We start from the raw sequence: 18,630 nt of genomic DNA, 5'->3' as shown, positions 1-18,630 counted from the left end.
ACGGGGGCCGGGGAGGCAGGCTTGGGCAGGGCCAGCCTCTCGCGGGAGGCGACGGCTCCCTGGCCTTGTCGGCCGGTGAAGAGCCTGCCCAGTGCACCGGCCGAGGTCGCCGCCACGACTGTCACAGCAGCCGTGGTGAGAAAGCCACGCCGACTCCACCCGGCGGCACCGTCCTCCCCGCCCGTGCCAGCCGGGGCAGGGGTCTGTATGGCTTTTGTCGCAAGGAGGTAGAGAGCGAGGGCGCCGGCAAGGGCTCCGGCGGCAGAGGGGAGTACGTCGCCGATGCCGGTGGAGTCGGGGCGGCTGAGGGCGGCTGCCGCCCCGACGATCCCGAACAGCAGCACTCCTGCGGCTCCTGCTCGCCGATGTGACAGGGCGAGGATGCCCAGGGCGAGGGCGATGAGGGCGAGAATCGAGAGGATCCCGAGCTGCAGGACGGTCTTGTCGTTCTCTCCGAAGGTGCGGATCGCGAAGTCCTTCACCGGGGCCGGAGTGCGGTCGATCACCGCGCCGCCCACGACGGTCACCGGACCTGCCGCGGGGCGCAGCAGTCCGGCCACCAGTTCGGCCACGGCCAGCGCCGTGAAGGCGGCCAGGAGCCCGGCGAGGGCGCCGAGTGCGGCGCGGACGAGTTTGCTGCGGAAGCTGCTCACACCCGGCATTCGGCGGCCGCCGCCCGGCGGATTGGTCCGCCCTTCGAAAGAGTGAAACCGGGTCGTTCGTGTTGCCGTCAGGTTGCGGCGGCAGCGGTGCGGCCGGGGTCCGGGGTGTGTGGGGTTCGGCTGGTGCCGGGGCGGGTGCGGTCACCGGGGAGGCGGCTGGGCCACCAGGTGCGCCGGTCGAGGTCGAGGACAAGGGCGGGAATGAGGAAGAGGCGGACGAGGAGGCTGTCGATGAGGACGCCGACGGCGACGATGCAGCCGATCTGGGCGAGGTAGACCAGCGGCATCACGATGAGCGCGGTGAAGGTGGCGGCCAGGATGAGTCCGGCGGCGCTGATGACGCCGCTTGTGGTCTGCAGTCCCCGCTGCACCCCGGTCGCCGTGCCGTGTCGGAGGGCCTCGCCGCGGATCCGGTGGACGAGGAAGATGTTGTAGTCCACTCCGAGCGCGACGAGGAAGACGAAGGAGAACAGCACCACGGCCGGCTCGGTCGCGGCGCTGTCGGCGACAAGCCTGAAGAGGAGGGCGGCGGCGCCGAAGGCGGTGAACAGGCTGAGCCAGGCGGCCGCGACCAGAAGCAGCGGCAGCAGCAGGCAGCGCAGCAGAATGATCAGGACGGCCAGGACCACGACCAGCACCAGAGGCATGATCAGCCGGTGGCCGCGCACGGAGGCTTGGTACAGGTCGGTGAGCTGCGCGCTCTGACCACCCACCAGCGCCCCCGTCCCGGTCAGCGAGGCACGCAATCGGTCGACCGTGTCCCGGGCGCGGGCGCTGTCCGGTGGGTCCGTCTGCGTCACAAGGATCTGCACCTTCCCCTCCGGCCCGGACGAGGCCACGGTGGACTCCGCCACACCAGGGGTCGCGACGATCTGGTCGCGCACATCGCTTGCCCGGGCGGCAGGGGCGACGATGACCAGGGGACTGGCAATGCCGGCAGGAAAGTGGCGAGCCAGGACCTCGTGCCCGGCAACCGAAGACGCGCGTGCCGGCAAGGCCTGATGCAGGGGGACCCCGGTCTGGGACAGCAGCGGGGCACAGGCGGCCCCCACGGCGAGCAGGGCCAGGCAGCCGAGCCACACCCGGCGGGGCCGGTGTCCGATCGCCCGGGCGGTCTTCGCCCACCGGCCGTCCGTCTCCCGCGCGGCACGGGGCCGCAGTGCCCGGTGGTCACACAGGACGAGGACGGCCGGCAGAAAGGTCAGTGACACGGCGGCGCAACAGGCCATGGCGATCGCGACCGCCGGTCCCAGAGCCTGTTCGGCCGGGAGGTCGCTGAACGTGAGCGTCATCATGGCGAAGGCGATGGTCACGGCGCTGGCCAGGACCGGTGGTGCCGTGGCACGGCACGCGGCTGCCATCGCCCGCGCGGCGTTTGGTTGTTGGGCGAGTTCTTCGCGATGTCGGGCCGCCAGCAGGAGGGCGTAGTCGGTGCTCGCGCCGATGACCAGGACGAACACGATGCCCTGGGCTTGTCCGTCGATCGGCAGCCAGCCGGAGCGGGCCAGCATGTACAGGACGGCGCAAGCCACGGCCAAAGCCAGCAGTGCGCCCGTGATCACCAGCAGTGGCATCAGCACACTGCGGTAGACGAGCAGCAGGATCACCAGGACGCCGCCGAGGGCGACGGCCAGCAGGGTGCCGTCGATCTCCGCGAACGCGCCGTCGAGGTCGGCTTGAGCGGCTGCCGGGCCCGCCAGGTCCACGCGCGTTCCGCCGACCGTGCCGGCCGCCTTGCTGATGGCCGCGAGTCGGTCGGGCAGGTCTTCCGGCCGGGCGGCGATCACCACCGTCAGCGCTCGCCCGTCCGCGGCAAGGATGGGGGCGGCAGCGGGACCGGCCAGACGGAGGGCGACCTGGCGGACAGCCTTCTGCTGGCCCGCGCTGATCTGCTCGCCCTCCGCGCGTGGGGTCCAGATCACTGCGAGGGGCAGCGGCTCGTCCCGCACGGCGGGGTTGAGCAGGCGTGCCACCCGAGCAGACTCAGACCCGGCAGGCAGCTGTGCCTCCTGATCGGCCCGCCCCACCTCACCGAGACGGACGGTGTAGGGGACGGCGACGACAGCCAGAACCAGCCACAGCAAAAGCACGCCGAGCGACCCTGCCCGATGGAACCTCCACAGCACAACGGACGCCTTCCGATCGTGGCGGCCAGTGCCGCACGGCGGCCGGAGGCAGCCCGCGGACACCGCCGGGATGGATGTACTCGCTGGATTCGAGGCCAGGGCACGGCCTGGATTGGGGCTATGCCCTGATATCACCCGACTGGGGGCTCTTGTGGACAGGCACTTGAAGCAATCCATGACGTGATTCGTCACGAATTAATCACATGAGGTCTTCATTCCATCGATGCGCAATCGGCAAGATCAAGGAGGTGGCTGTGATGACCACGTCCCTGAGCTTGCGGGGGTTGCCGACCTCGGCGGCATCGGCCAGACCGCTGGCCGGTGCTCCATGTCCGGTGCTCCGTGTCCGGCATCTCTGCCAGGGCGAGTGCGGGCCGCCGCCGTCCTCGATGGTCACGGCCCGCTTGGAATGGAATTGGCACCAGGGCGGATCGCCAAGCGAAGTGTCACGTGGGCAAGCGGCTGCTGGAAGCAGCTCTGGGTTACCGGTCACTGCATCAACCACGGGATTCCCGGCCATTGGGGCTGCCGCCACGTGTTGGCCGCCATGAGGCCGTCATGGTTCCGGCATTACCCGAGCATCACCTCCGCCCCTCCGGCCGGTCCCGGGTCCTGAAGGGCCACCCACTGCCAGGAGTGATCATGGACACTGGCCTCACGTCCTGCGGGCGTCCTGTCACGGTGCACATCCAGCTTCCGCCCGGTGCCCAGGCCGCCGGGCACGCCCGCCAAGCCGCGGCACGCATGCTGGCCCCGGAGCCGGCCCTCTGCCCTGGCCCTGTCGCCGAAGACCTGGTGCTCATCGTCTCCGAACTGGTCACCAACGCCGTCAGACACGCCAAGGGGCCTTACGCGCTCACGGTCAGCATGGAGAAGGGACGGGTGGGCATCGCGGTCAGCGACGGATCCGTCGACCTGCCCGGCCGCCGGCACGCCACGGAGGAGACCGCCGAAAGCGAGCGTGGCCTGAAGATCGTCCGAGCGCTGGGCGCCGATCTCTTCGTCAGTCCCTCTGACATTGGCAAGCAGGTCATCGCGGTCGTCACCTGGTAGCCCGCGCGGAGGTGGAAGGTGCTGCGGGAGGCTGTGCCGACAGCCACCCGCAGCAGACCCGCCCGGCCCGGGAACACGTTCAGCGCGTATCGGGCCGGGGGGTGACCGGTCCGCGCCACCCGTCTTATCGGCGGCGGACCGGGGCTCTTGCCTGCGGCAGTCGGTCAGGCGTTGACGCAGGTGTTGCCGAAGGACGGGTTCAGCAGTCCGATGACGCCGACGGTGTTGCCGCAGGCATTGACCGGGATGTGGATGGGCACCTGGATGAGGTTGCCCGAGCCGACCCCCGGCGAGTACGCGGCCACGCCCTGCGCGCCCGCGTCGGCGGACGCCACCGAGCCTCCGGCCACCACGACCGCGCCAGCGGCAAGGGCAACGGCCAGACCTCGTCGCACACGAACCATGTCTTGCACCTTCCGTGAGGATGGCGGCCGCGCGGAGGTCCCGCGCGGCCGATGAGGATCTCCCTTGAACGTCTTCGGGAGCCCTCACGCGTGGTCTTCGCGACCGTTCTCCCGCCGGTTTGGCGCCAGCGCTCCACTTCCCTCGAACGAGTTATCCGAAGGTGGTGCCGGTGACGAAGAGCCCTCCCATCCGAAGGGCCGTCCGCTACGAAGAACGGGCGACACACGAACAGATTCCCCACAGCGGACCGTCTCCGGGGACGGTCCGGCACCGCACGAGCCACGACACGAGGAGCGGCATGCGATGGACGCCCCGCCCCCCGACGGCCGACCCAGGCCGTCCCTTCGTCTTCTCCCCACGGACGGAGGGGTGAAGGTGAACCAACCGATCCTCTTCGGTACCGGCCGTCCCGCCGATGCCGGCCGAGACGATCTCAGCGACGTCATGCAGCAGGTCGCCCACGGCGACAAACAGGCCTTCTCCGTCCTCTACGACGCCCTCGCACCGATGGTGTTCGGCATCGTGATCAAAGTCGTGTGCGATCGGGCGCAGTCCGAGGAGGTCGCCCAGGAGGTCATGATCGATCTGTGGCGCCAGGCCGCCCGCTACCGGCCCGAAGCCGGCACGGTGACCTCGTGGGCCGCGACCATCGCCCACCGCCGGGCCGTCGATCGGGTCCGCTCCGCCCAGGCCGCCACGGACCGCGAACACGCCCAGGCCGCCCGCGAGCACACCACCGCCTTCGACGAGGTCGCCGAACAGGTCGAGACCCGGCTGGAGTCCGAACAGGTCCGCCGCTGCATGCGCGGCCTGACCGAACTGCAGCGGCAGGCGGTGACCCTGGCCTACTACCAGGGGCTGACCTACCGTGAAGTCGCCGAAGCCCTGCGCACGCCTCTTCCCACCATCAAGACACGCATGCGCGACGGGCTCATCCGGCTCCGCGACTGCATGGGGGTGACCACATGAACCACCACGCCACCGACGCCCACACCCTCGCCGCCGCCTATGCCCTGGGCGCACTCGACGACGACGAGCGCAAGGACTTCGACGCCCACCTCCAGACGTGTGAGGCATGCCGGCAGGAAGCAGCCGAGTTCGCGGCCACCACGGCACGCCTCGCCGCGGCGGTCGCCCAGGCTCCCCCGGCCGCAGCCAAAGCACAGGTCATGGCCGCCATCGACGGCGTGCGCCAGCTCCCGCCACGCATCCCCGCCCCGGCCTCCGCGCCCGCCTTCGGTGGCGTGCTGCGCCGCAGGGCCCTGCCGCTGGCTCTGGCCGCCAGTGTGGCCGCGGCCGTACTCGGCGGCGTCGCGGTGTGGCAGACGCAGCACGCGCAGGACCTCGAGCAGCAGGCCGGCCAGGCCCAGCAGCGACTCGACGAGGTCAGCGCCGTCCTGGCCGCACCCGACGCCCGCACCGTCCACGGCAAGGCCGCCAACGGAGCCCTGACCACCGTCGTCGCCTCCGAGCGGCAGAACAGGGCCGTCTTCACCGCCGCCAACCTGCCCGCGCCCGGTGCCGGGAAGACTTACCAGCTCTGGCTCGACCACGACGGCACGATGCGCCCGGCCGGACTGATCGACCACGACGGCACCGTGATCCTCGCCGGAAACCCCGCCGACGCAGGCGCCGTCGGCCTCACCCTCGAACCCGCCGGAGGCTCCCCCCAGCCCACCACCACCCCCCTACTCCTGATGGCCCTTCCCACCTGACCGGGCGCCCGCACCGACGCAGAGAGGTCGCTCATGCCCGGCATCCCGCAGATCGGGGGCACCGTCGGCGACTTCCGCCTGCCCGGCGGGCACCTGGACGGGGACACCTTCCACCGGCGCGACTACACCCTGTGTGAACAGCGCGGCAAACCCCTCGTCCTCGCCTTCTACCCCGGCGACGACACCCCCGTGTGCACCGCGCAACTGTGCTCCCACTCCGGCAGGCTGGACCAGCTCCAGTCCGCCGGCGCCACCGTGTGGGGCATCGCCCCCAAGGAATCGACAGCCACGAACAGTTCGCCCGCAACCGGGGCCTGCGCATGCCCCTGCTGTATGACGAGGGGCGCACGGTGGCGAAGCCATTCGGGATCACCCCACTCCTGATCGGCCTGCGCCGGGCCGTCTTCATCATCGACCGACACGGGCGCCTCCACTGGAAACACGTCACCGCCGTCGGTACCGCCTACCCGCCCGCCGACGGCTCGCGGCTTCACCGGGATCCGCATGCAGGGTCGAGCACTGCGCGCAGCAACGGGCCGTCCACCCGCATGCGTGGTCCGAATACCTGCCGAGAGCCCAGCTCCGCGGGAGAGGCGGTCACCATGATCACGTTGGCCTTGACCGGGGTGCTGGGAGGGCTGATCACCGCGGTGTCGCCCTGCATCCTGCCCGTACTGCCCGTCGTCTTCCTGGCCGGCGGGCCCGGCACGGATATCCCCGCCCCGCGCCGGCCCGCACTCGTCGGCACAAGTGGTGCCCCAGCCGATGCCACGGCCGCCGGCGAGCTGTCGGCCCCCGCCCGGCCCGCGCGCAACCGCCGCTCCTACGCCGTCGTCGCCGGACTCGCCCTGAGCTTCGCCTTCTTCACGCTGCTCGGCGTGACGATCGTCTCCGCGCTCGGCCTGTCCCAGGACATCCTGCGCTACGTCGGACTGGTCCCGCTCGTCCTGATCGGCCCGGGTCTGATCTTCCCACCCGTGGAACGGATCCTGGAGAAGCCGTTCGCGCGCATCTCGCAGCGGCAGCTCGACAGGGAGGGCAGCGCCTTCGTCCTCGGCCTCGGACTCGGTCTGCTGTACGTGCCGTGCGCAGGACCGGTCCTCGCCGCGATCACCGTCGCGGGCGCGCGCGGTGAGACCAGCGCGGACATCGTCGTCCTTGCGGTGGCGTTCGCCATCGGCACCGCGATCCCGCTGCTGGTCTTCGCCCTGGCTTTCGACGTCACCGCCGCACTGCAACGCGCACTGCCCGACTACGCCGCTGCTGCCCAGCGCACCGTGGAGGACAGCGACACAGCCCGGCAGAAACTCTCGGGGCTGTACGACGACTCCGACAAGGAGCTCTCGCGCTGCGAGGACGGCGTCAACGAATTCCGCTCCTGCGGCCAGACCCCACCGCTCGCAAGAATCTCGACCTGGATCAACACCCCGGGCGGCAGGCCTGTCGACCTGACCGAGGGCCTCATCCGAGAGCCGCTCCGGCAGGCCGACCCGACGGTCGTCCTCCCACCGCCCGCCGACCAAACCGACGACCAGCTGACAGCCGGCCGCACGCCCGAGACGTACCTGAGCGCCCACCGCAGGCGAAGGCACGATGACCGCCTTCGTCGACGGCGCACGCACCCGGACGATCGAGGTCCACGGAACGCCGACCCTGTACCGGCTCACCGACCACGACAAGGCCCACGAAGCATGCCTCGAACTCCAATTCGCACCCGGACTCCAGGCATTCGCCATCACCTACGGCTGACAAACGCTCTCACACCCCACACCATCGAAGGCGCGCGTGTGCACGGCTCACTCCGCCCCGGAGCCGACGGAGCGTCGACTTATCGCCCGGCCGGCGGCTGATCCATCGCCGCATTCGGCGCCCCTTGAAACAGGTCCCCATCCAACAGGCCGTCCGCTGCGAAGTACGGGTGAAGCGCAGCAGTCGGGCGGCGTGTCGAGTGGCGGGAGCGATTGTGGTCGAACAGCGGAAGGCGGCGGTCGTAGGCGCCGGCGTGGCGGGCCTGACGGCCGCCTACGTCTTGGCGTCCTCGTACGAGGTCACCCTGTACGAGGCGGACGGTCGACTCGGCGGTCACGCCCACACCCGCGAGCTTCCCGGCCCCGGTGGGCAGGCTCTCGCCGTGGACTCGGGGTTCATCGTCCACAACGAGCGCACCTACCCCACCCTGCTGAGGTTGTTCCGGGAGCTGGACATCAGCACGCAGGACGCCGAGATGAGCATGTCGGTCCGGTGCGACGGGTGCGGTCTGGAGTACGCGGGCGCCCGGGGCGCGGCGGGAGTGTTCGCCTCCCGGGCCGCCCTGCGGGCCCGGTACCTCCGGCTCCTGACAGAGGTACCTGTCTTCCACCGAAGTGCCCGGCGGCTGCTGGCGCGCGGGACTCATGCGGGTGTCACCTTCGGGGACTTCCTGCGCGAGGGCGGGTTCTCCTCCTACTTCGTCAGCCACTTCGCCCTGCCGCTCGTCGCCGCCGTGTGGTCCTGCCCGGCCCGCACCGCACTGTCGTATCCGGCCGCCTATCTGTTCGCCTTCCTGGATCACCACGGCCTGCTGTCGATCACCGGATCCCCGCAGTGGAAGACCGTCACCGGCGGTTCGTCCGCCTACGTCACCGCCGCCGCCAAACGCGTCCAGCGCATCCGCAGCTCCAGCCCGGTCGACGCCGTCCGGCGCACGGGCCGGGGCGCTCTCGTCACCACCGGCGACGGCGCCACCGACGCGTACGACGCCGTCGTCATCGCCACGCACCCGGACCAGGCGCTCCGCCTGCTCGCGGACCCCACCGCGGACGAAACGCGGCTCCTGGGATCCTTCACGTACTCGCACAACCCCACGGTGCTGCACACCGACGCCTCCCTCCTGCCCCGCTCCCCCAGGGCACGCGCGAGCTGGAACTACCGCATGACCGGCTGCGAGCCCTCCACCGCACCCGTACACGTCAGTTACGACATGGAGCGCCTCCAGCGTCTGCCCGCAGGCTCCGGCTACGTCGTCACGCTGGGCGGTGACGACGGCATCGCCGCGGACCGGGTGGTGGAGCGGATGGTCTACGAGCACCCGGTCTACACGCCCACATCGGTCGCGGCGCAGAAGGAACTGCCCCGTCTCAACACCGGCGTGACGGCGTACGCCGGAGCCTGGCAGGGCTGGGGCTTCCACGAGGACGGCTGCCGCTCGGGCGTCGAGGCGGCCCGGTCCCTGGGGGTGGACTGGTGACCCGCGCCGAAGGAAACGTCGCATCCGCAGGTCCCCGGGGCACGGAGCCCGTCGCGGCGCTGTACGACTGCGTGATCACGCACGTCCGCCGTACGCCCCTGCGCCACACGCTGCGGCACCGCACCTATCTGTGGTGCGTGGACCTCGACCGGCTGCCGGTACTGCCCCGGCCGGTGCGTCCGCTCGCCCGTTTCGACGCCCGCGACCACTTCGGCGGAGGGGCCGGGTCCCTTCGTGCCGGACTCGATGCCTTCCTGGCCGGCCACGGCATCGACCTGGGAGGCGGGCGCGTGGTGATGCTGGCGCACGCCCGGGTGTTCGGGTTCGTCTTCAACCCGCTCAGCGTGTTCTGGTGCCACAACTTCTCCGGCGCCCTGGTGTGCGTCGTCGCGGAGGTCCACAACACCTACGGGCAGCGCCACTGCTACCTGCTGCGGACGGACGAAATCGACGAGGCAGAGGTGGACAAGACGTTCTACGTCTCACCGTTCTTCGCCGTCGAAGGCCGCTACCGGATGCGCCTGCCGCTGCCCGGCGAACTCCTGCACCTGAGCATCCACCTGGAGAACAACGACGGCAGAGCGTTCACCGCGGTCGTCCGGGGCCGCCGCCGGCCCGCCACCACCCCCGCCCTGCTGTCCGCGGCCGTGCGCAGGCCCTGGCCCACCGCCGCGGTCTGGGCCGGCATCCGCCGCCACGGCATCCACCTGCTGCTGCGCGGCCTGCCCGTGAACCCCCGTGTCCGCTCCACCCCGCAGAAAGGCATGCTGCCGTGACCCCTCCCGCCCTCATCTCCCAGGGCCGCTCCCGACCCACCGGCCGAGGAGTCGGGATCCCCCCGCAGACGAGGGACACGAGTCCCTCGGTCACCGCGCCCGCCGTTCGCCGCGCGGACATCGACGCCGGCCGCTGGCCGGACGTGGCCGGGCTGCCGTCGGCGGCACCCGCCCGCACCGCCATCGCCAGGCACTTCGTGAGCCGGGCCCTGGACCGGCTGGCCCTGACCGGGCCCGCAACCGGCGCCCGCCCATCAGCCGCCGACCCGCACCTGACGCTCCACGACCCGGACGCCTTCCACCGCCGGATCGGCCGCCACGGGCTGATCGGCTTCGGCGAGTCCTACATGGCCGGCGAATGGGACAGTGACGACCTGGCCGGTCTACTGACCGTCCTGGCGCGGCACGTCGACGAACTGGTCCCCGCTCCGCTGCGCCGACTCCGCGGACTGTGGGTCTCCGCCCGTCCCACCGCCGACCGGAACACCCGTGCCGGTGCACGCGACAACATCCAGCGCCATTACGACCTGTCCAACGACCTGTTCTCCGCGTTCCTGGACCCCACCCTCACCTACTCCTCCGCCGTCTTCACCGCGTTCCCCGCCCGCTTCGAGTCCCTCGCCTCCGCCCAACACCGCAAGATCGACCGGCTCCTGGACCTCGCCGGCGTCAGCGAGGGCACACGGCTGCTGGAGATCGGCACCGGTTGGGGCGAACTCGCCCTGCGGGCCGCCGCGCGCGGCGCCCGGGTCACCACCCTGACCCTCTCCGCCGAACAGGCCGCCCTGGCCCGCGAGCGGATCGCTGCCGCCGGACTCTCCGACCGGGTCGACGTCCAACTGCGCGACTACCGCGACATCGAGGGCCGCCACGACGCCGTCGTCAGCGTCGAGATGATCGAAGCGGTCGGCTCCGAGTACTGGCCCTCCTACTTCACGTCCCTGCGCCGCGCGCTCGCGCCCGGCGGCAGGATCGCCCTGCAGGCCATCACCATGGGCCACCGGCATATGCTCCACACCGCCGCCACCCACACCTTCATCAGCAAGTACGTCTTCCCCGGCGGACTGATCCCCTCCCGAGAAGCCGTCGCCGAGCACTCCGCCGCCGCCGGGCTGACCACCACCGCCGACGACGGCTTCGGCGAGCACTACGCCGAGACGCTGCGCCTGTGGCGGGAACGGTTCACCGCCCACCGCCCCGACGTCGCCGGCCTCGGCTTCGACCCGGTCTTCCAGCGCATGTGGGAGTTCTACCTCGCCTACTCGGAAGCCGGATTCCGCTCCCGCTACCTCGACGTCCGCCAGCTCCTCCTCACCGAAGGGACCTCCCGATGAGCCCCGCCGCCGACCGTCTCGCGCAACTCCTCGGCCGCTTCCTCCCGGGGCCGCTCCCGGTGCGCCTGCGGGCCTGGGACGGCAGCCAGGCAGGCCCGCCGGACGCACCCCTGGTCGTGCTCCGCTCGCCCGACGCCCTGCGCCGCCTGGTGTGGCAGCCGGGCGAGCTCGGCCTCGCCGAGGCCTACGTCACCGGTGACCTGGACGTAGAGGGCGACCTGGCCGACGCCCTCTCCCAGGCCGGCCGAAACGTCCGTGACCGGCCCTCGGCACGTCCCGGACCGGCGGGCATGGCCGCGGCCACCGCCCTGGCGGTACGCCTCGGTGCCGTCGGTCCACCCCCGAAGCGCCCCGACGGGCGGGCGCGACTGACCGGTGGCCTGCACAGCGTCTCGCGGGACCGTGCGGGAATCAGCCACCACTACGACCTCTCCAACGACTTCTACGCCCTCCTCCTCGACGAGACGATGGCGTACTCCTGCGCCTACTGGACCCGGCCCGAGGATCCCGCGTACACGCTGGCCGACGCGCAGCGCGACAAACTCGACCTGATCTGCCGCAAGCTCGGCCTGCGTCCTGGGGACCGGTTGCTCGACGTCGGCTGCGGCTGGGGATCCCTCACCGTCCATGCAGCCCGCGCGCACAAGGCCCGCGTCACCGCCGTCACCCTGTCCCGCGCCCAGCACGAGTTCGTCAGCGCGCGGGCCGTCCGCGAGGGAGTGGCCGACCTCGTGGACGTACAGCTGCGGCACTGGCGGGACATCGACGGCGGCGGCTACGACGCCGCAGCCGCCGTCGAGATGGGCGAGCACGTCGGCGACGCCGAGTACCCCGCCTTCGCCGTCAAGTTGCACGGCACGCTGCGCCCCGAGGGCCGCCTCCTGATCCAGCAGATGTCCCGCGGCGCCCACGCGCCCGGCGGAGGCGCCTTCATCGAGACGTACATCGCCCCCGACATGCACATGCGCCCCGTGGGCCGGACCGTGGACCTGCTGGAGGGTGCCGGCCTGGAGGCCCGCTCCGTCGAATCGCTCCGCGAGCACTACACGACCACCATCGACGCCTGGCGCTCCACCCTCGAACGGCGCTGGGGCGACATCGAGGACCTCGTCGGAACGACCACCGCCCGGGTCTGGCGCCTCTACCTGGCAGGAGCGTCGCTCGCGTTCGCCGAACGCCGCATGGGCGTCGACCAGATCCTCGCCGTCCGCCCCACCCGGGAAGGGGCGTCGGCCATGCCGGCCACCCCCGCCGACTGGTACGTCTCGGCGACCATGTCGTGAACGGCACCGACTGGGGCACCCTCACCTCCAACCTCGCAGCCTGCGCGGCCACGGCGGCGGCGGTGCTCCTCGCCGCCTTCTCCGTCGCCGTACGCCGCGGGCTGCACCGGATCGTCGACATCGCCTGGGGTCTTGCCTTCAGCGCCGTCGCCGCCGTCACCTGGCTGCTCTCAGCCGGCCACGGCGACGACGGCCGGCGCCTGGTCGTCGCCACGGCGACGATCGTCTGGGGGCTACGCCTGGCGGGTCACATCGCACGGCGCTCCCGCGGCCACGGCGAGGACCCGCGCTACACCGCTCTCCTCGACAAGGCCCCCGGCAACCGGACCCTCTACGCGCTGCGCACCGTCTACCTCGGCCAGGCGGCCCTCGTCTGGCTGATCTCCCTGCCCGTCCAGGTGGCCTCCTACAGCTCCGCGCCCCTAGACCTCCTGGCCTTGTTCGGGATCGCGGTGTGGGCGCTCGGGCTCACCTTCGAGGCCGTCGGCGACCGCCAGTTGGCGCGGTTCAAGGAAGATCCGGCCAACCGCGGCCGGATCATGGACCAGGGCCTGTGGGCCTGGACACGTCACCCCAACTACTTCGGCGACAGCCTGGTCTGGTGGGGTCTGTACCTGCTCGCCTGCACCGCATGGCAGCCGGCCCTGGCCGTCCTCGTATCCCCGGTCCTGATGACCCTGCTGCTCACCGTCGGCAGCGGCAAACGCCTCCTGGAGAAGCACATGGCCGCGCGTCCTGGGTACCCCGCATACGCCGCCCGCACCAGCGGCTTCCTCCCTCGACCGCCCCGCCGGAACGCTCCGCGGCCCGGGAGGTAGCCAGTGCCAAAGTCAGCAGCGAACGCGCATCGGGTGCCACGACCGGCTCTGCTGCCCCTCTTCACCGGAACGCCGCCCTCCCAGGCGAAGGCGGCGGTTCTCGTCCTGCACGGCGGCCGTGCGGACGACCTGCGGCCACTCCCCCCGGTGAACCTGCCCGCGTGGCGGATGCGGCCCTTCGCCACCGCGATCGCACGCACCACAGCACATGACGGAGTCCTCGTCGCCCATGTCCGCTACCAGTACCGCGGCTGGAACGGCCATCACGCTCACCCGGTCACCGACGCGCTCAGGGCCCTGGACGAACTGCGGGCGCTCACCGGTTCCGTACCCGTCGTCATGGTCGGCCATTCCCTCGGCGGACGGGCCGCGCTGCGCGCCGCCGCCGGCCCCGATGTCAAGGGCGTCGTCGCACTCGCCCCCTGGTGTCCGCCGGGCGATCCCACAGCGCACCTGTACAACCGTACGGTCATCGCGCTCCACGACGAGGCCGACCGGGTCACTTCCGCCGCGGACACTTGGGCTTTCCTCGCCCGCGCCCGCACCGCAGGGGCCCGCGTTTCAGGCATCGCGATGCCCAGAGGTGGCCACGTCATGATCCGTGACGCCCGCCAGTGGCACCGCTTCACAGCAGAAGCGGTGGCGGCTCTCCTCGGACTCGCTCCCTTCCCCGAAGCACCGACGGACAGCGCTGAAGTGTTCGCCCGTCCTGGCGGCCCTGGAGACCGCCCCTGACTGTCACACCCGTCCGCAGGCCGCGATCGCCCTGTGAGAGGACACGGGTTCCGTCTTCCGCACCTGAGCCATACCCTTGAGTAACTTACTGTGCTCGTAGGGCACCGCCATCGACAAGAGACGAGACATGCCCCCTTCCACGACATCCGCCCGGCTCCTCAGCGGCATGCTGATCGGTGCCGGAGTGGCACACTTCGTCGCTCCCCGGCAGTTCGACGCCATCGTGCCCCGAAGCCTGCCCGGCTCGCCTCGGACATGGACCCACCTGAGCGGTGTCGCGGAGCTCGCCATCGGTGCGGCGATCGCCGCACCGCGCACACGACGCGCGGGCGCGCTGGCCGCGGCCGGACTGTTCGCCGCCGTGTTCCCGGCGAACGTGAAGATGGCATACGACTGGCGCCACCGCCCCGCCCCGCTCCGGGCGGCGGCGCTGGCCAGGCTCCCCCTCCAGGCGCCGCTCGTGCTCTGGGCCCTACGCGTCCGCCGGGCCGGGCGACCCGACAGCTGACGGATCACCCGCGCACTTCGGCAGGACGAATCCCACGACCCTCTCTCCCCGAAACTCGAGCGCCCTGACCGCGATCGCGGCCTCGGCCGGGTCGGCGGTCAGCCCAGGCACGGCACCTACCGCAACCAGGCGCCTCGCCTCGTGGTCGTCTCCCGGCCCGCCGGCAAGCGACACCTCTCAGCCCCAAGCACGGCGCGCCGCAGATCCTCAGGCCGCTCTGGAAGCGGGGGCTTCGGACTGTCAGATGGATCCGGGTGTGCAGCCGACGGGGTACGAGGAGAACCTCGACAGGAGGGAGCATCACGGGGGACATGCGTGCCAGTACGCCGCCGGAGTTCGTCCCGCGGACGATCCGGAGGGTGAAGGAGAGGTCCAGAATCCGTCCGCGGCGCGTCATACGGCAGCGGGACCGCATGCCTCCGGGATGGGGGAGCAACCGGCCTGGACAACCCGGCGTACGGCCCTGTCGTCCAGCGCACACCCGGGGCCACGAGGCGTAGACGCCGAGGCGCCCGCCAGGGCAGCTGCGCCATCAGCAGGCCCAACGCATTCAAGTGCGCGCGATGTCATGGCCCGCCGTCCGGACCTTCCTCGTACCGGGTCGAGGTGTGCTCGGTTCGCTCGTGGCTCAGGTGCTGATGGAGATGATGCCGAGGGGTTCGGTGGTCGGTTGGGCGGAGCCGCCCGCGGGTTCGACGGTGATACCGACGGCGACCGCGTTGCCCAGAGGACCTTCGAGGACACGTGTCGCACGGTCGCCGGTGTCGTCCAGAAGGCCCGCGGGGCGCAGGTCGCCGGCCCTGTCTGCGTACCAGAGCTCGTACGCCTTGCCGCTCGGCAGCGTCGGGAGGTCGCGGGCGGTGAACGCAGCCCGGGCCTGCTCGCGGGAGACGACGACCGCCGCCTTGGCTCCGTCGGAGAGTTCACCGGCGTGCACGGTGGCGTCGGGGGCGGTGAGAATGTCCGCGAAGGTTCCGCCCGCCGCACGGGCCTGTGCCGCCTGGGCGCGTGCCTCCTCGGCGTCCGTGTGCTCCAGGGCGGCGACGGCACCGAGCGCGGCCGCCGCCACGATGCTCGCGGCGAGCGCAAGACGCAAGCCGGTCCCGCCGCGGGAGCCGTCACGGGGTCGGGCGGTGTGACGGCGCCGGTCCTGAGGAGTGTGGGAGACCTGCTCCAGGACGCGCGCACGCAGCCCCTCGGGTACCGGGGCGGTCTCGGCGGAGGCGAGCCGGGCGACGGTGCTCTCGAACTCGGCGACGTCCTGGCGGCAGGTCTCGCAGCCGGCGAGATGATTCTCGAAGGCGGCTTCCTCCGCGGGTGGCAGAGCGTGCAGGACGTATGCCGCGGCGCCGAGGTGCGGATCTTCCGGCGTTGTCATGATCCGGCCTCCAGGCAGGCGCGTAGCTGTTCGAGGCCCTTGCGCATGCGCGACTTCACCGTTCCCTCGGGGGTGGACAGGGATCGTGCCACCTCCAGGTAGGTCAGGCCCTGGTAGTAGGCGAGCACCAGGGGCACGCGCTGGAGGCGTTCCAGGGCCGCCAGGCAGTCCTGGACGCGGCGCCGCTCGTCGCCGCTTTCGACAGTCTCGGCGACCTGGTCGAAGTCCCGATCGGGCGACAACATCCCGGCACGTACTTCGCGGTCCCTGCTCGCCTGGACGGTGCGTACCCGGTCCACGGCGCGCCGGTGGGCGAGGGTGAGGACCCATGCCTTCGCCGTCCCGAGGTCAGGCCGGAAGCGGTCTGCTGTCCGCCACACCTCGATCATGACGTCTTGTGTGACTTCTTCCGCCTGGCTGGCATCCCGCAGGATCCGACAGACGAGCCCCATCACCGGCTGGGCCAGTGCGTCGTAGACGTGGGCGAACGCCTCTCGGTCGCCGTCGGCCGCCCGGAGCAGGAGCGTGTCGAGGCGGGCGTTCGGTTCGGCTGGGTGAGGCAATGGTCGTCCCCCGTCCTCGTGCCTCTGATAGTCAGTCGCCCGGGTATGCGACGGAGCCGCCCTGCTCAGGCGGCGCGGCTTGTTCGACTCTGCCGTCTTTGGCGGGGTCGTGCAGCGTGGCCGCTCCGGCCGGGTGAGTCAGGGGCCGGAGGCCATCACGGTGGCCTTCGGCCGTCAGGTGCCGGCGCGCGGACCCGCAATGCGACGTGGATGGTCTTGCCGCCGATGCGGGGGACCACCCTGAGGGAATCTCCCAGGTGGCGCATGATCTCCAGGCCGAATCCGCCGCGCTGGTCGCCATCTGCGGGACGGTGGACGTCGGGGAGGTCCTCACTGTGGTCGCTGACCGCGATGTCCAAGGACCCGTTGCGCTCGGCCAGGGTCAGGAGGCACGGGCCGCGGGTGTGGCGGACGGCGTTGGTGACGAGCTCCGACACGATCAGGACGGCGTCGGCCGTCCGGGTGCATTCGGCCGCTTCCAGCCATCCGGCCGCGATGCGGCGGGCCGCGGCCGGGCTTCGCAGCCCTCCGGGCAGGGCCACGACAAGGCACGTCGCGCTGGACGTCAAGGGTGGTGCGGTGACGGTCATGACCGCTCCCTGGAGGCGAGGGGTTCCTGTGTCAGGGGTTCGTAGCCGCTTCGAGCACGGATGACGGATCGGACATGCGGGCGCTCCGCACCACAGCCCGTTCGTCCCGACCTCGGCGGCGTCCCTGCGCCGGGGCCTCACCCGCCCCGGCCCGTCACCGTCCCCCGCTCGCCGGCCTCGGCCCTTCTCCGGCCCTGATCCGTGGTCCGACCCCACGGGGATTTTTCCGCACCGCGACTGTTCGACCCCGATGAAGATGTTTTCGGGCGCTTCTTCATCTGCCGGCGGGGCGGCTCCGAATCCCTCATGACCCCGCACGGCGAAGCAGCCGTTCGAACCGCACGGCAGGTGCTCGACGTGCTCCGACAGTCGATCAATCGAGGGAGGTGCGTCCGATGAACGCGTCCATGCGCGCCCGTCGTCTGGTGGCAAGCACCGCAGCGGCGGGACTGCTGGCCGGTGGCGCCGCGCTCGGCATGTCCGGCACGGCCACCGCGGCACCCGCGCCCACATCCGTCTCGACCGTCGTGACTGGTGACCGTCACGACCACCACGACCGGTGCGAGTGGAAGAAGGGGCACTGGGAGAAGAAGTGGGTGAAGGGCCACTGGGAGAAGAAGCGGACCCACCACAAGACGTGGCACCCGGCCTATCACGACAAGCACGGCAACTGGCACCCGGGCTACTGGAACTACGACCACTCCTACAAGTGGGTCTACATCCCCGCCCACTGGGATCACTACTGGGTGAAGGGCCACTGGGACTGCCACCACCGGTGAACAGCGGACCCCGAACCCCCCACCACTGAGGACCAGGCCTCCGAGCCTGGTCCTCGGTCCCGTCCACGAACGGCAGCAGAACTGCCATCACACCAGCGCGGAGCCCCGCTCAGGTCGACGATGCGTCGGCCGTCGTGGGCATGGCCCCGGCACGGTACACGCGCACCCCGATCGCCAAAATGACGGCCCATCTGCGACGCCCGGCCGATATCGAACTCTCCGACATCGTCATCCACCGCCGGTCCAACCGACACAGCCGCGCCCATCGCTGAGGAAGAAGGGCGTGGTAGCCGTGCCTCCTCGCAGGCCGACATTCATCGGTCGGCCGGCGTCCTGCCCTTATCCGCGAAGGCCGGCAGCATGAGTATGCAGATGAGCTGCTCATGCTGCCGCTGGAACAGACCACGGCGGATCGGCCGGAGCAGCGAACCTCCGAGCGGAACCGAACAATCGACATCCCCCGCTTTCATACCCCGAAGGCCCTCTGGGTTGTGAAGCGATCGTCCTCGTACCCGATCACCTGCGATGTGAGAACCCAGGCCGTGATTGCTCTGCGCATGGGCGTGGCGACAGGACTTTTACGGGCCGTCCGAGGGGTTGTGAGCTGCGGTACCGATCCCCGGCACATGGGGTGTCGAAGGATCCGCAGACCCGCGCCGTCAAGGTGCGGGCGCCGATC

Annotated in this window: 17 protein-coding genes and 3 pseudogenes; 14 read left to right on the top strand and 6 right to left on the bottom strand. The window is 71.1% G+C overall.

Annotated features, from left to right (window positions below):
- Both K7G60_RS35310 and K7G60_RS35305 read right to left on the bottom strand, forming a co-directional pair.
- A pseudogene (locus K7G60_RS35310) lies at window positions 1-662 on the bottom strand (molybdopterin-binding oxidoreductase); the annotation flags it as partial.
- A gap of 68 nt (window positions 663-730) precedes the next feature.
- The gene (locus tag K7G60_RS35305; protein ID WP_225805048.1) at window positions 731-2,752 is read right to left on the bottom strand and encodes an MMPL family transporter; all 2,022 of its coding nucleotides are present in this window, start codon (window positions 2,750-2,752) and stop codon (window positions 731-733) included.
- Window positions 2,753-3,430: 678 nt separating this feature from the next.
- Here K7G60_RS35305 and K7G60_RS35300 point away from each other — a divergent pair.
- The gene (locus K7G60_RS35300; protein ID WP_225805047.1) at window positions 3,431-3,841 is read left to right on the top strand and encodes an ATP-binding protein; all 411 of its coding nucleotides are present in this window, start codon (window positions 3,431-3,433) and stop codon (window positions 3,839-3,841) included.
- Window positions 3,842-4,005: 164 nt separating this feature from the next.
- On the opposite strand, the gene K7G60_RS35295 is transcribed toward K7G60_RS35300, so the two are convergent.
- Window positions 4,006-4,245 (bottom strand): chaplin, encoded by a 240-nt coding sequence (locus K7G60_RS35295; RefSeq protein WP_225805046.1) that lies wholly within the window; start codon window positions 4,243-4,245, stop codon window positions 4,006-4,008.
- 376 nt (window positions 4,246-4,621) lie between these two features.
- On the opposite strand from K7G60_RS35295, the gene sigK (K7G60_RS35290) reads away from it, so the two are divergent.
- From sigK (K7G60_RS35290) to K7G60_RS35235, 12 genes and pseudogenes are all read left to right on the top strand, one after another.
- On the top strand, window positions 4,622-5,215 hold the full coding sequence (gene sigK / locus K7G60_RS35290) for an ECF RNA polymerase sigma factor SigK (RefSeq protein ID WP_374115731.1): 594 nt from the start codon (window positions 4,622-4,624) through the stop codon (window positions 5,213-5,215).
- Window positions 5,212-5,961: an anti-sigma factor gene (locus K7G60_RS35285; protein ID WP_225805044.1), complete on the top strand. Its 750-nt coding sequence runs from the start codon at window positions 5,212-5,214 to the stop codon at window positions 5,959-5,961. Before sigK (K7G60_RS35290) ends, K7G60_RS35285 begins: the two co-directional genes overlap by 4 nt.
- A 33-nt stretch (window positions 5,962-5,994) precedes the next feature.
- A pseudogene (locus K7G60_RS35280) lies at window positions 5,995-6,440 on the top strand (peroxiredoxin); the annotation flags it as partial.
- Between the two features lie 69 nt (window positions 6,441-6,509).
- Window positions 6,510-7,151 (top strand): annotated as a pseudogene (locus tag K7G60_RS39595) (cytochrome c biogenesis CcdA family protein); the annotation flags it as partial.
- A 403-nt stretch (window positions 7,152-7,554) separates the two neighbouring features.
- Window positions 7,555-7,710, top strand: coding sequence for a hypothetical protein (locus K7G60_RS39590; protein ID WP_225805051.1), 156 nt, complete (start codon window positions 7,555-7,557; stop codon window positions 7,708-7,710).
- 211 nt (window positions 7,711-7,921) lie between these two features.
- Window positions 7,922-9,187 carry an NAD(P)/FAD-dependent oxidoreductase gene (locus K7G60_RS35265; RefSeq protein ID WP_225805050.1) on the top strand — a complete coding sequence of 422 codons (1,266 nt, stop codon included), beginning with the start codon at window positions 7,922-7,924 and terminating at the stop codon, window positions 9,185-9,187.
- Window positions 9,184-9,963, top strand: a complete 780-nt coding sequence (locus K7G60_RS35260; RefSeq protein ID WP_225805043.1) for a DUF1365 domain-containing protein — start codon at window positions 9,184-9,186, stop codon at window positions 9,961-9,963. The genes K7G60_RS35265 and K7G60_RS35260 overlap by 4 nt, the downstream gene beginning before the upstream one ends.
- The gene (locus tag K7G60_RS35255; protein ID WP_374115730.1) at window positions 9,960-11,297 is read left to right on the top strand and encodes a class I SAM-dependent methyltransferase; all 1,338 of its coding nucleotides are present in this window, start codon (window positions 9,960-9,962) and stop codon (window positions 11,295-11,297) included. Before K7G60_RS35260 ends, K7G60_RS35255 begins: the two co-directional genes overlap by 4 nt.
- Window positions 11,294-12,580, top strand: coding sequence for a cyclopropane-fatty-acyl-phospholipid synthase family protein (locus K7G60_RS35250; protein ID WP_225805042.1), 1,287 nt, complete (start codon window positions 11,294-11,296; stop codon window positions 12,578-12,580). Before K7G60_RS35255 ends, K7G60_RS35250 begins: the two co-directional genes overlap by 4 nt.
- Window positions 12,577-13,398 carry a DUF1295 domain-containing protein gene (locus tag K7G60_RS35245; RefSeq protein ID WP_225805041.1) on the top strand — a complete coding sequence of 274 codons (822 nt, stop codon included), beginning with the start codon at window positions 12,577-12,579 and terminating at the stop codon, window positions 13,396-13,398. The genes K7G60_RS35250 and K7G60_RS35245 overlap by 4 nt, the downstream gene beginning before the upstream one ends.
- A gap of 33 nt (window positions 13,399-13,431) precedes the next feature.
- Window positions 13,432-14,133 carry an alpha/beta fold hydrolase gene (locus tag K7G60_RS35240; RefSeq protein ID WP_225805040.1) on the top strand — a complete coding sequence of 234 codons (702 nt, stop codon included), beginning with the start codon at window positions 13,432-13,434 and terminating at the stop codon, window positions 14,131-14,133.
- 127 nt (window positions 14,134-14,260) lie between these two features.
- Window positions 14,261-14,641, top strand: coding sequence for a hypothetical protein (locus K7G60_RS35235; RefSeq protein ID WP_225805039.1), 381 nt, complete (start codon window positions 14,261-14,263; stop codon window positions 14,639-14,641).
- A 628-nt stretch (window positions 14,642-15,269) separates the two neighbouring features.
- Here the strand turns inward: K7G60_RS35235 and K7G60_RS35230 are convergent.
- From K7G60_RS35230 to K7G60_RS35220, 3 genes are all read right to left on the bottom strand, one after another.
- On the bottom strand, window positions 15,270-16,019 hold the full coding sequence (locus K7G60_RS35230; RefSeq protein ID WP_225805038.1) for an anti-sigma factor domain-containing protein: 750 nt from the start codon (window positions 16,017-16,019) through the stop codon (window positions 15,270-15,272).
- A complete protein-coding gene (gene sigK, locus K7G60_RS35225; RefSeq protein WP_225805037.1) occupies window positions 16,016-16,582 on the bottom strand; it encodes an ECF RNA polymerase sigma factor SigK in 567 nt (188 codons plus the stop codon). Before sigK (K7G60_RS35225) ends, K7G60_RS35230 begins: the two co-directional genes overlap by 4 nt.
- A 155-nt stretch (window positions 16,583-16,737) precedes the next feature.
- A complete protein-coding gene (locus tag K7G60_RS35220; protein ID WP_225805036.1) occupies window positions 16,738-17,172 on the bottom strand; it encodes an ATP-binding protein in 435 nt (144 codons plus the stop codon).
- A gap of 395 nt (window positions 17,173-17,567) precedes the next feature.
- Here K7G60_RS35220 and K7G60_RS35215 point away from each other — a divergent pair, with 395 nt between their 5' ends.
- Entirely contained in the window at window positions 17,568-17,951 is a 384-nt protein-coding gene (locus tag K7G60_RS35215; RefSeq protein ID WP_225805035.1) for a hypothetical protein, read from the top strand.
- Window positions 17,952-18,630 lie beyond the last annotated feature (679 nt).

It is taken from the genome of Streptomyces sp. NK15101, assembly GCF_020400725.1.
In the GTDB taxonomy this organism is placed as follows: Bacteria; Actinomycetota; Actinomycetes; order Streptomycetales; family Streptomycetaceae; genus Streptomyces.
The sequence above is the reverse complement of the archived record's forward strand: the minus strand, read 5'-3'. Positions and strand labels throughout refer to the sequence as shown.

Excerpts from the sequence above, each read along its gene's own strand:
- K7G60_RS35250 (WP_225805042.1), top strand. The coding sequence starts at position 11,294 with ATGAGCCCCGCCGCCGACCGTCTCGCGCAACTCCTCGGCCGCTTCCTC.
- K7G60_RS35235 (WP_225805039.1), top strand. The coding sequence starts at position 14,261 with ATGCCCCCTTCCACGACATCCGCCCGGCTCCTCAGCGGCATGCTGATC.
- K7G60_RS35300 (WP_225805047.1), top strand. The coding sequence starts at position 3,431 with ATGGACACTGGCCTCACGTCCTGCGGGCGTCCTGTCACGGTGCACATC.
- K7G60_RS35230 (WP_225805038.1), bottom strand. The coding sequence starts at position 16,019 with ATGACAACGCCGGAAGATCCGCACCTCGGCGCCGCGGCATACGTCCTG.
- K7G60_RS35295 (WP_225805046.1), bottom strand. The coding sequence starts at position 4,245 with ATGGTTCGTGTGCGACGAGGTCTGGCCGTTGCCCTTGCCGCTGGCGCG.
- K7G60_RS35215 (WP_225805035.1), top strand. The coding sequence starts at position 17,568 with ATGAACGCGTCCATGCGCGCCCGTCGTCTGGTGGCAAGCACCGCAGCG.
- K7G60_RS35285 (WP_225805044.1), top strand. The coding sequence starts at position 5,212 with ATGAACCACCACGCCACCGACGCCCACACCCTCGCCGCCGCCTATGCC.
- K7G60_RS39590 (WP_225805051.1), top strand. The coding sequence starts at position 7,555 with ATGACCGCCTTCGTCGACGGCGCACGCACCCGGACGATCGAGGTCCAC.
- K7G60_RS35220 (WP_225805036.1), bottom strand. The coding sequence starts at position 17,172 with ATGACCGTCACCGCACCACCCTTGACGTCCAGCGCGACGTGCCTTGTC.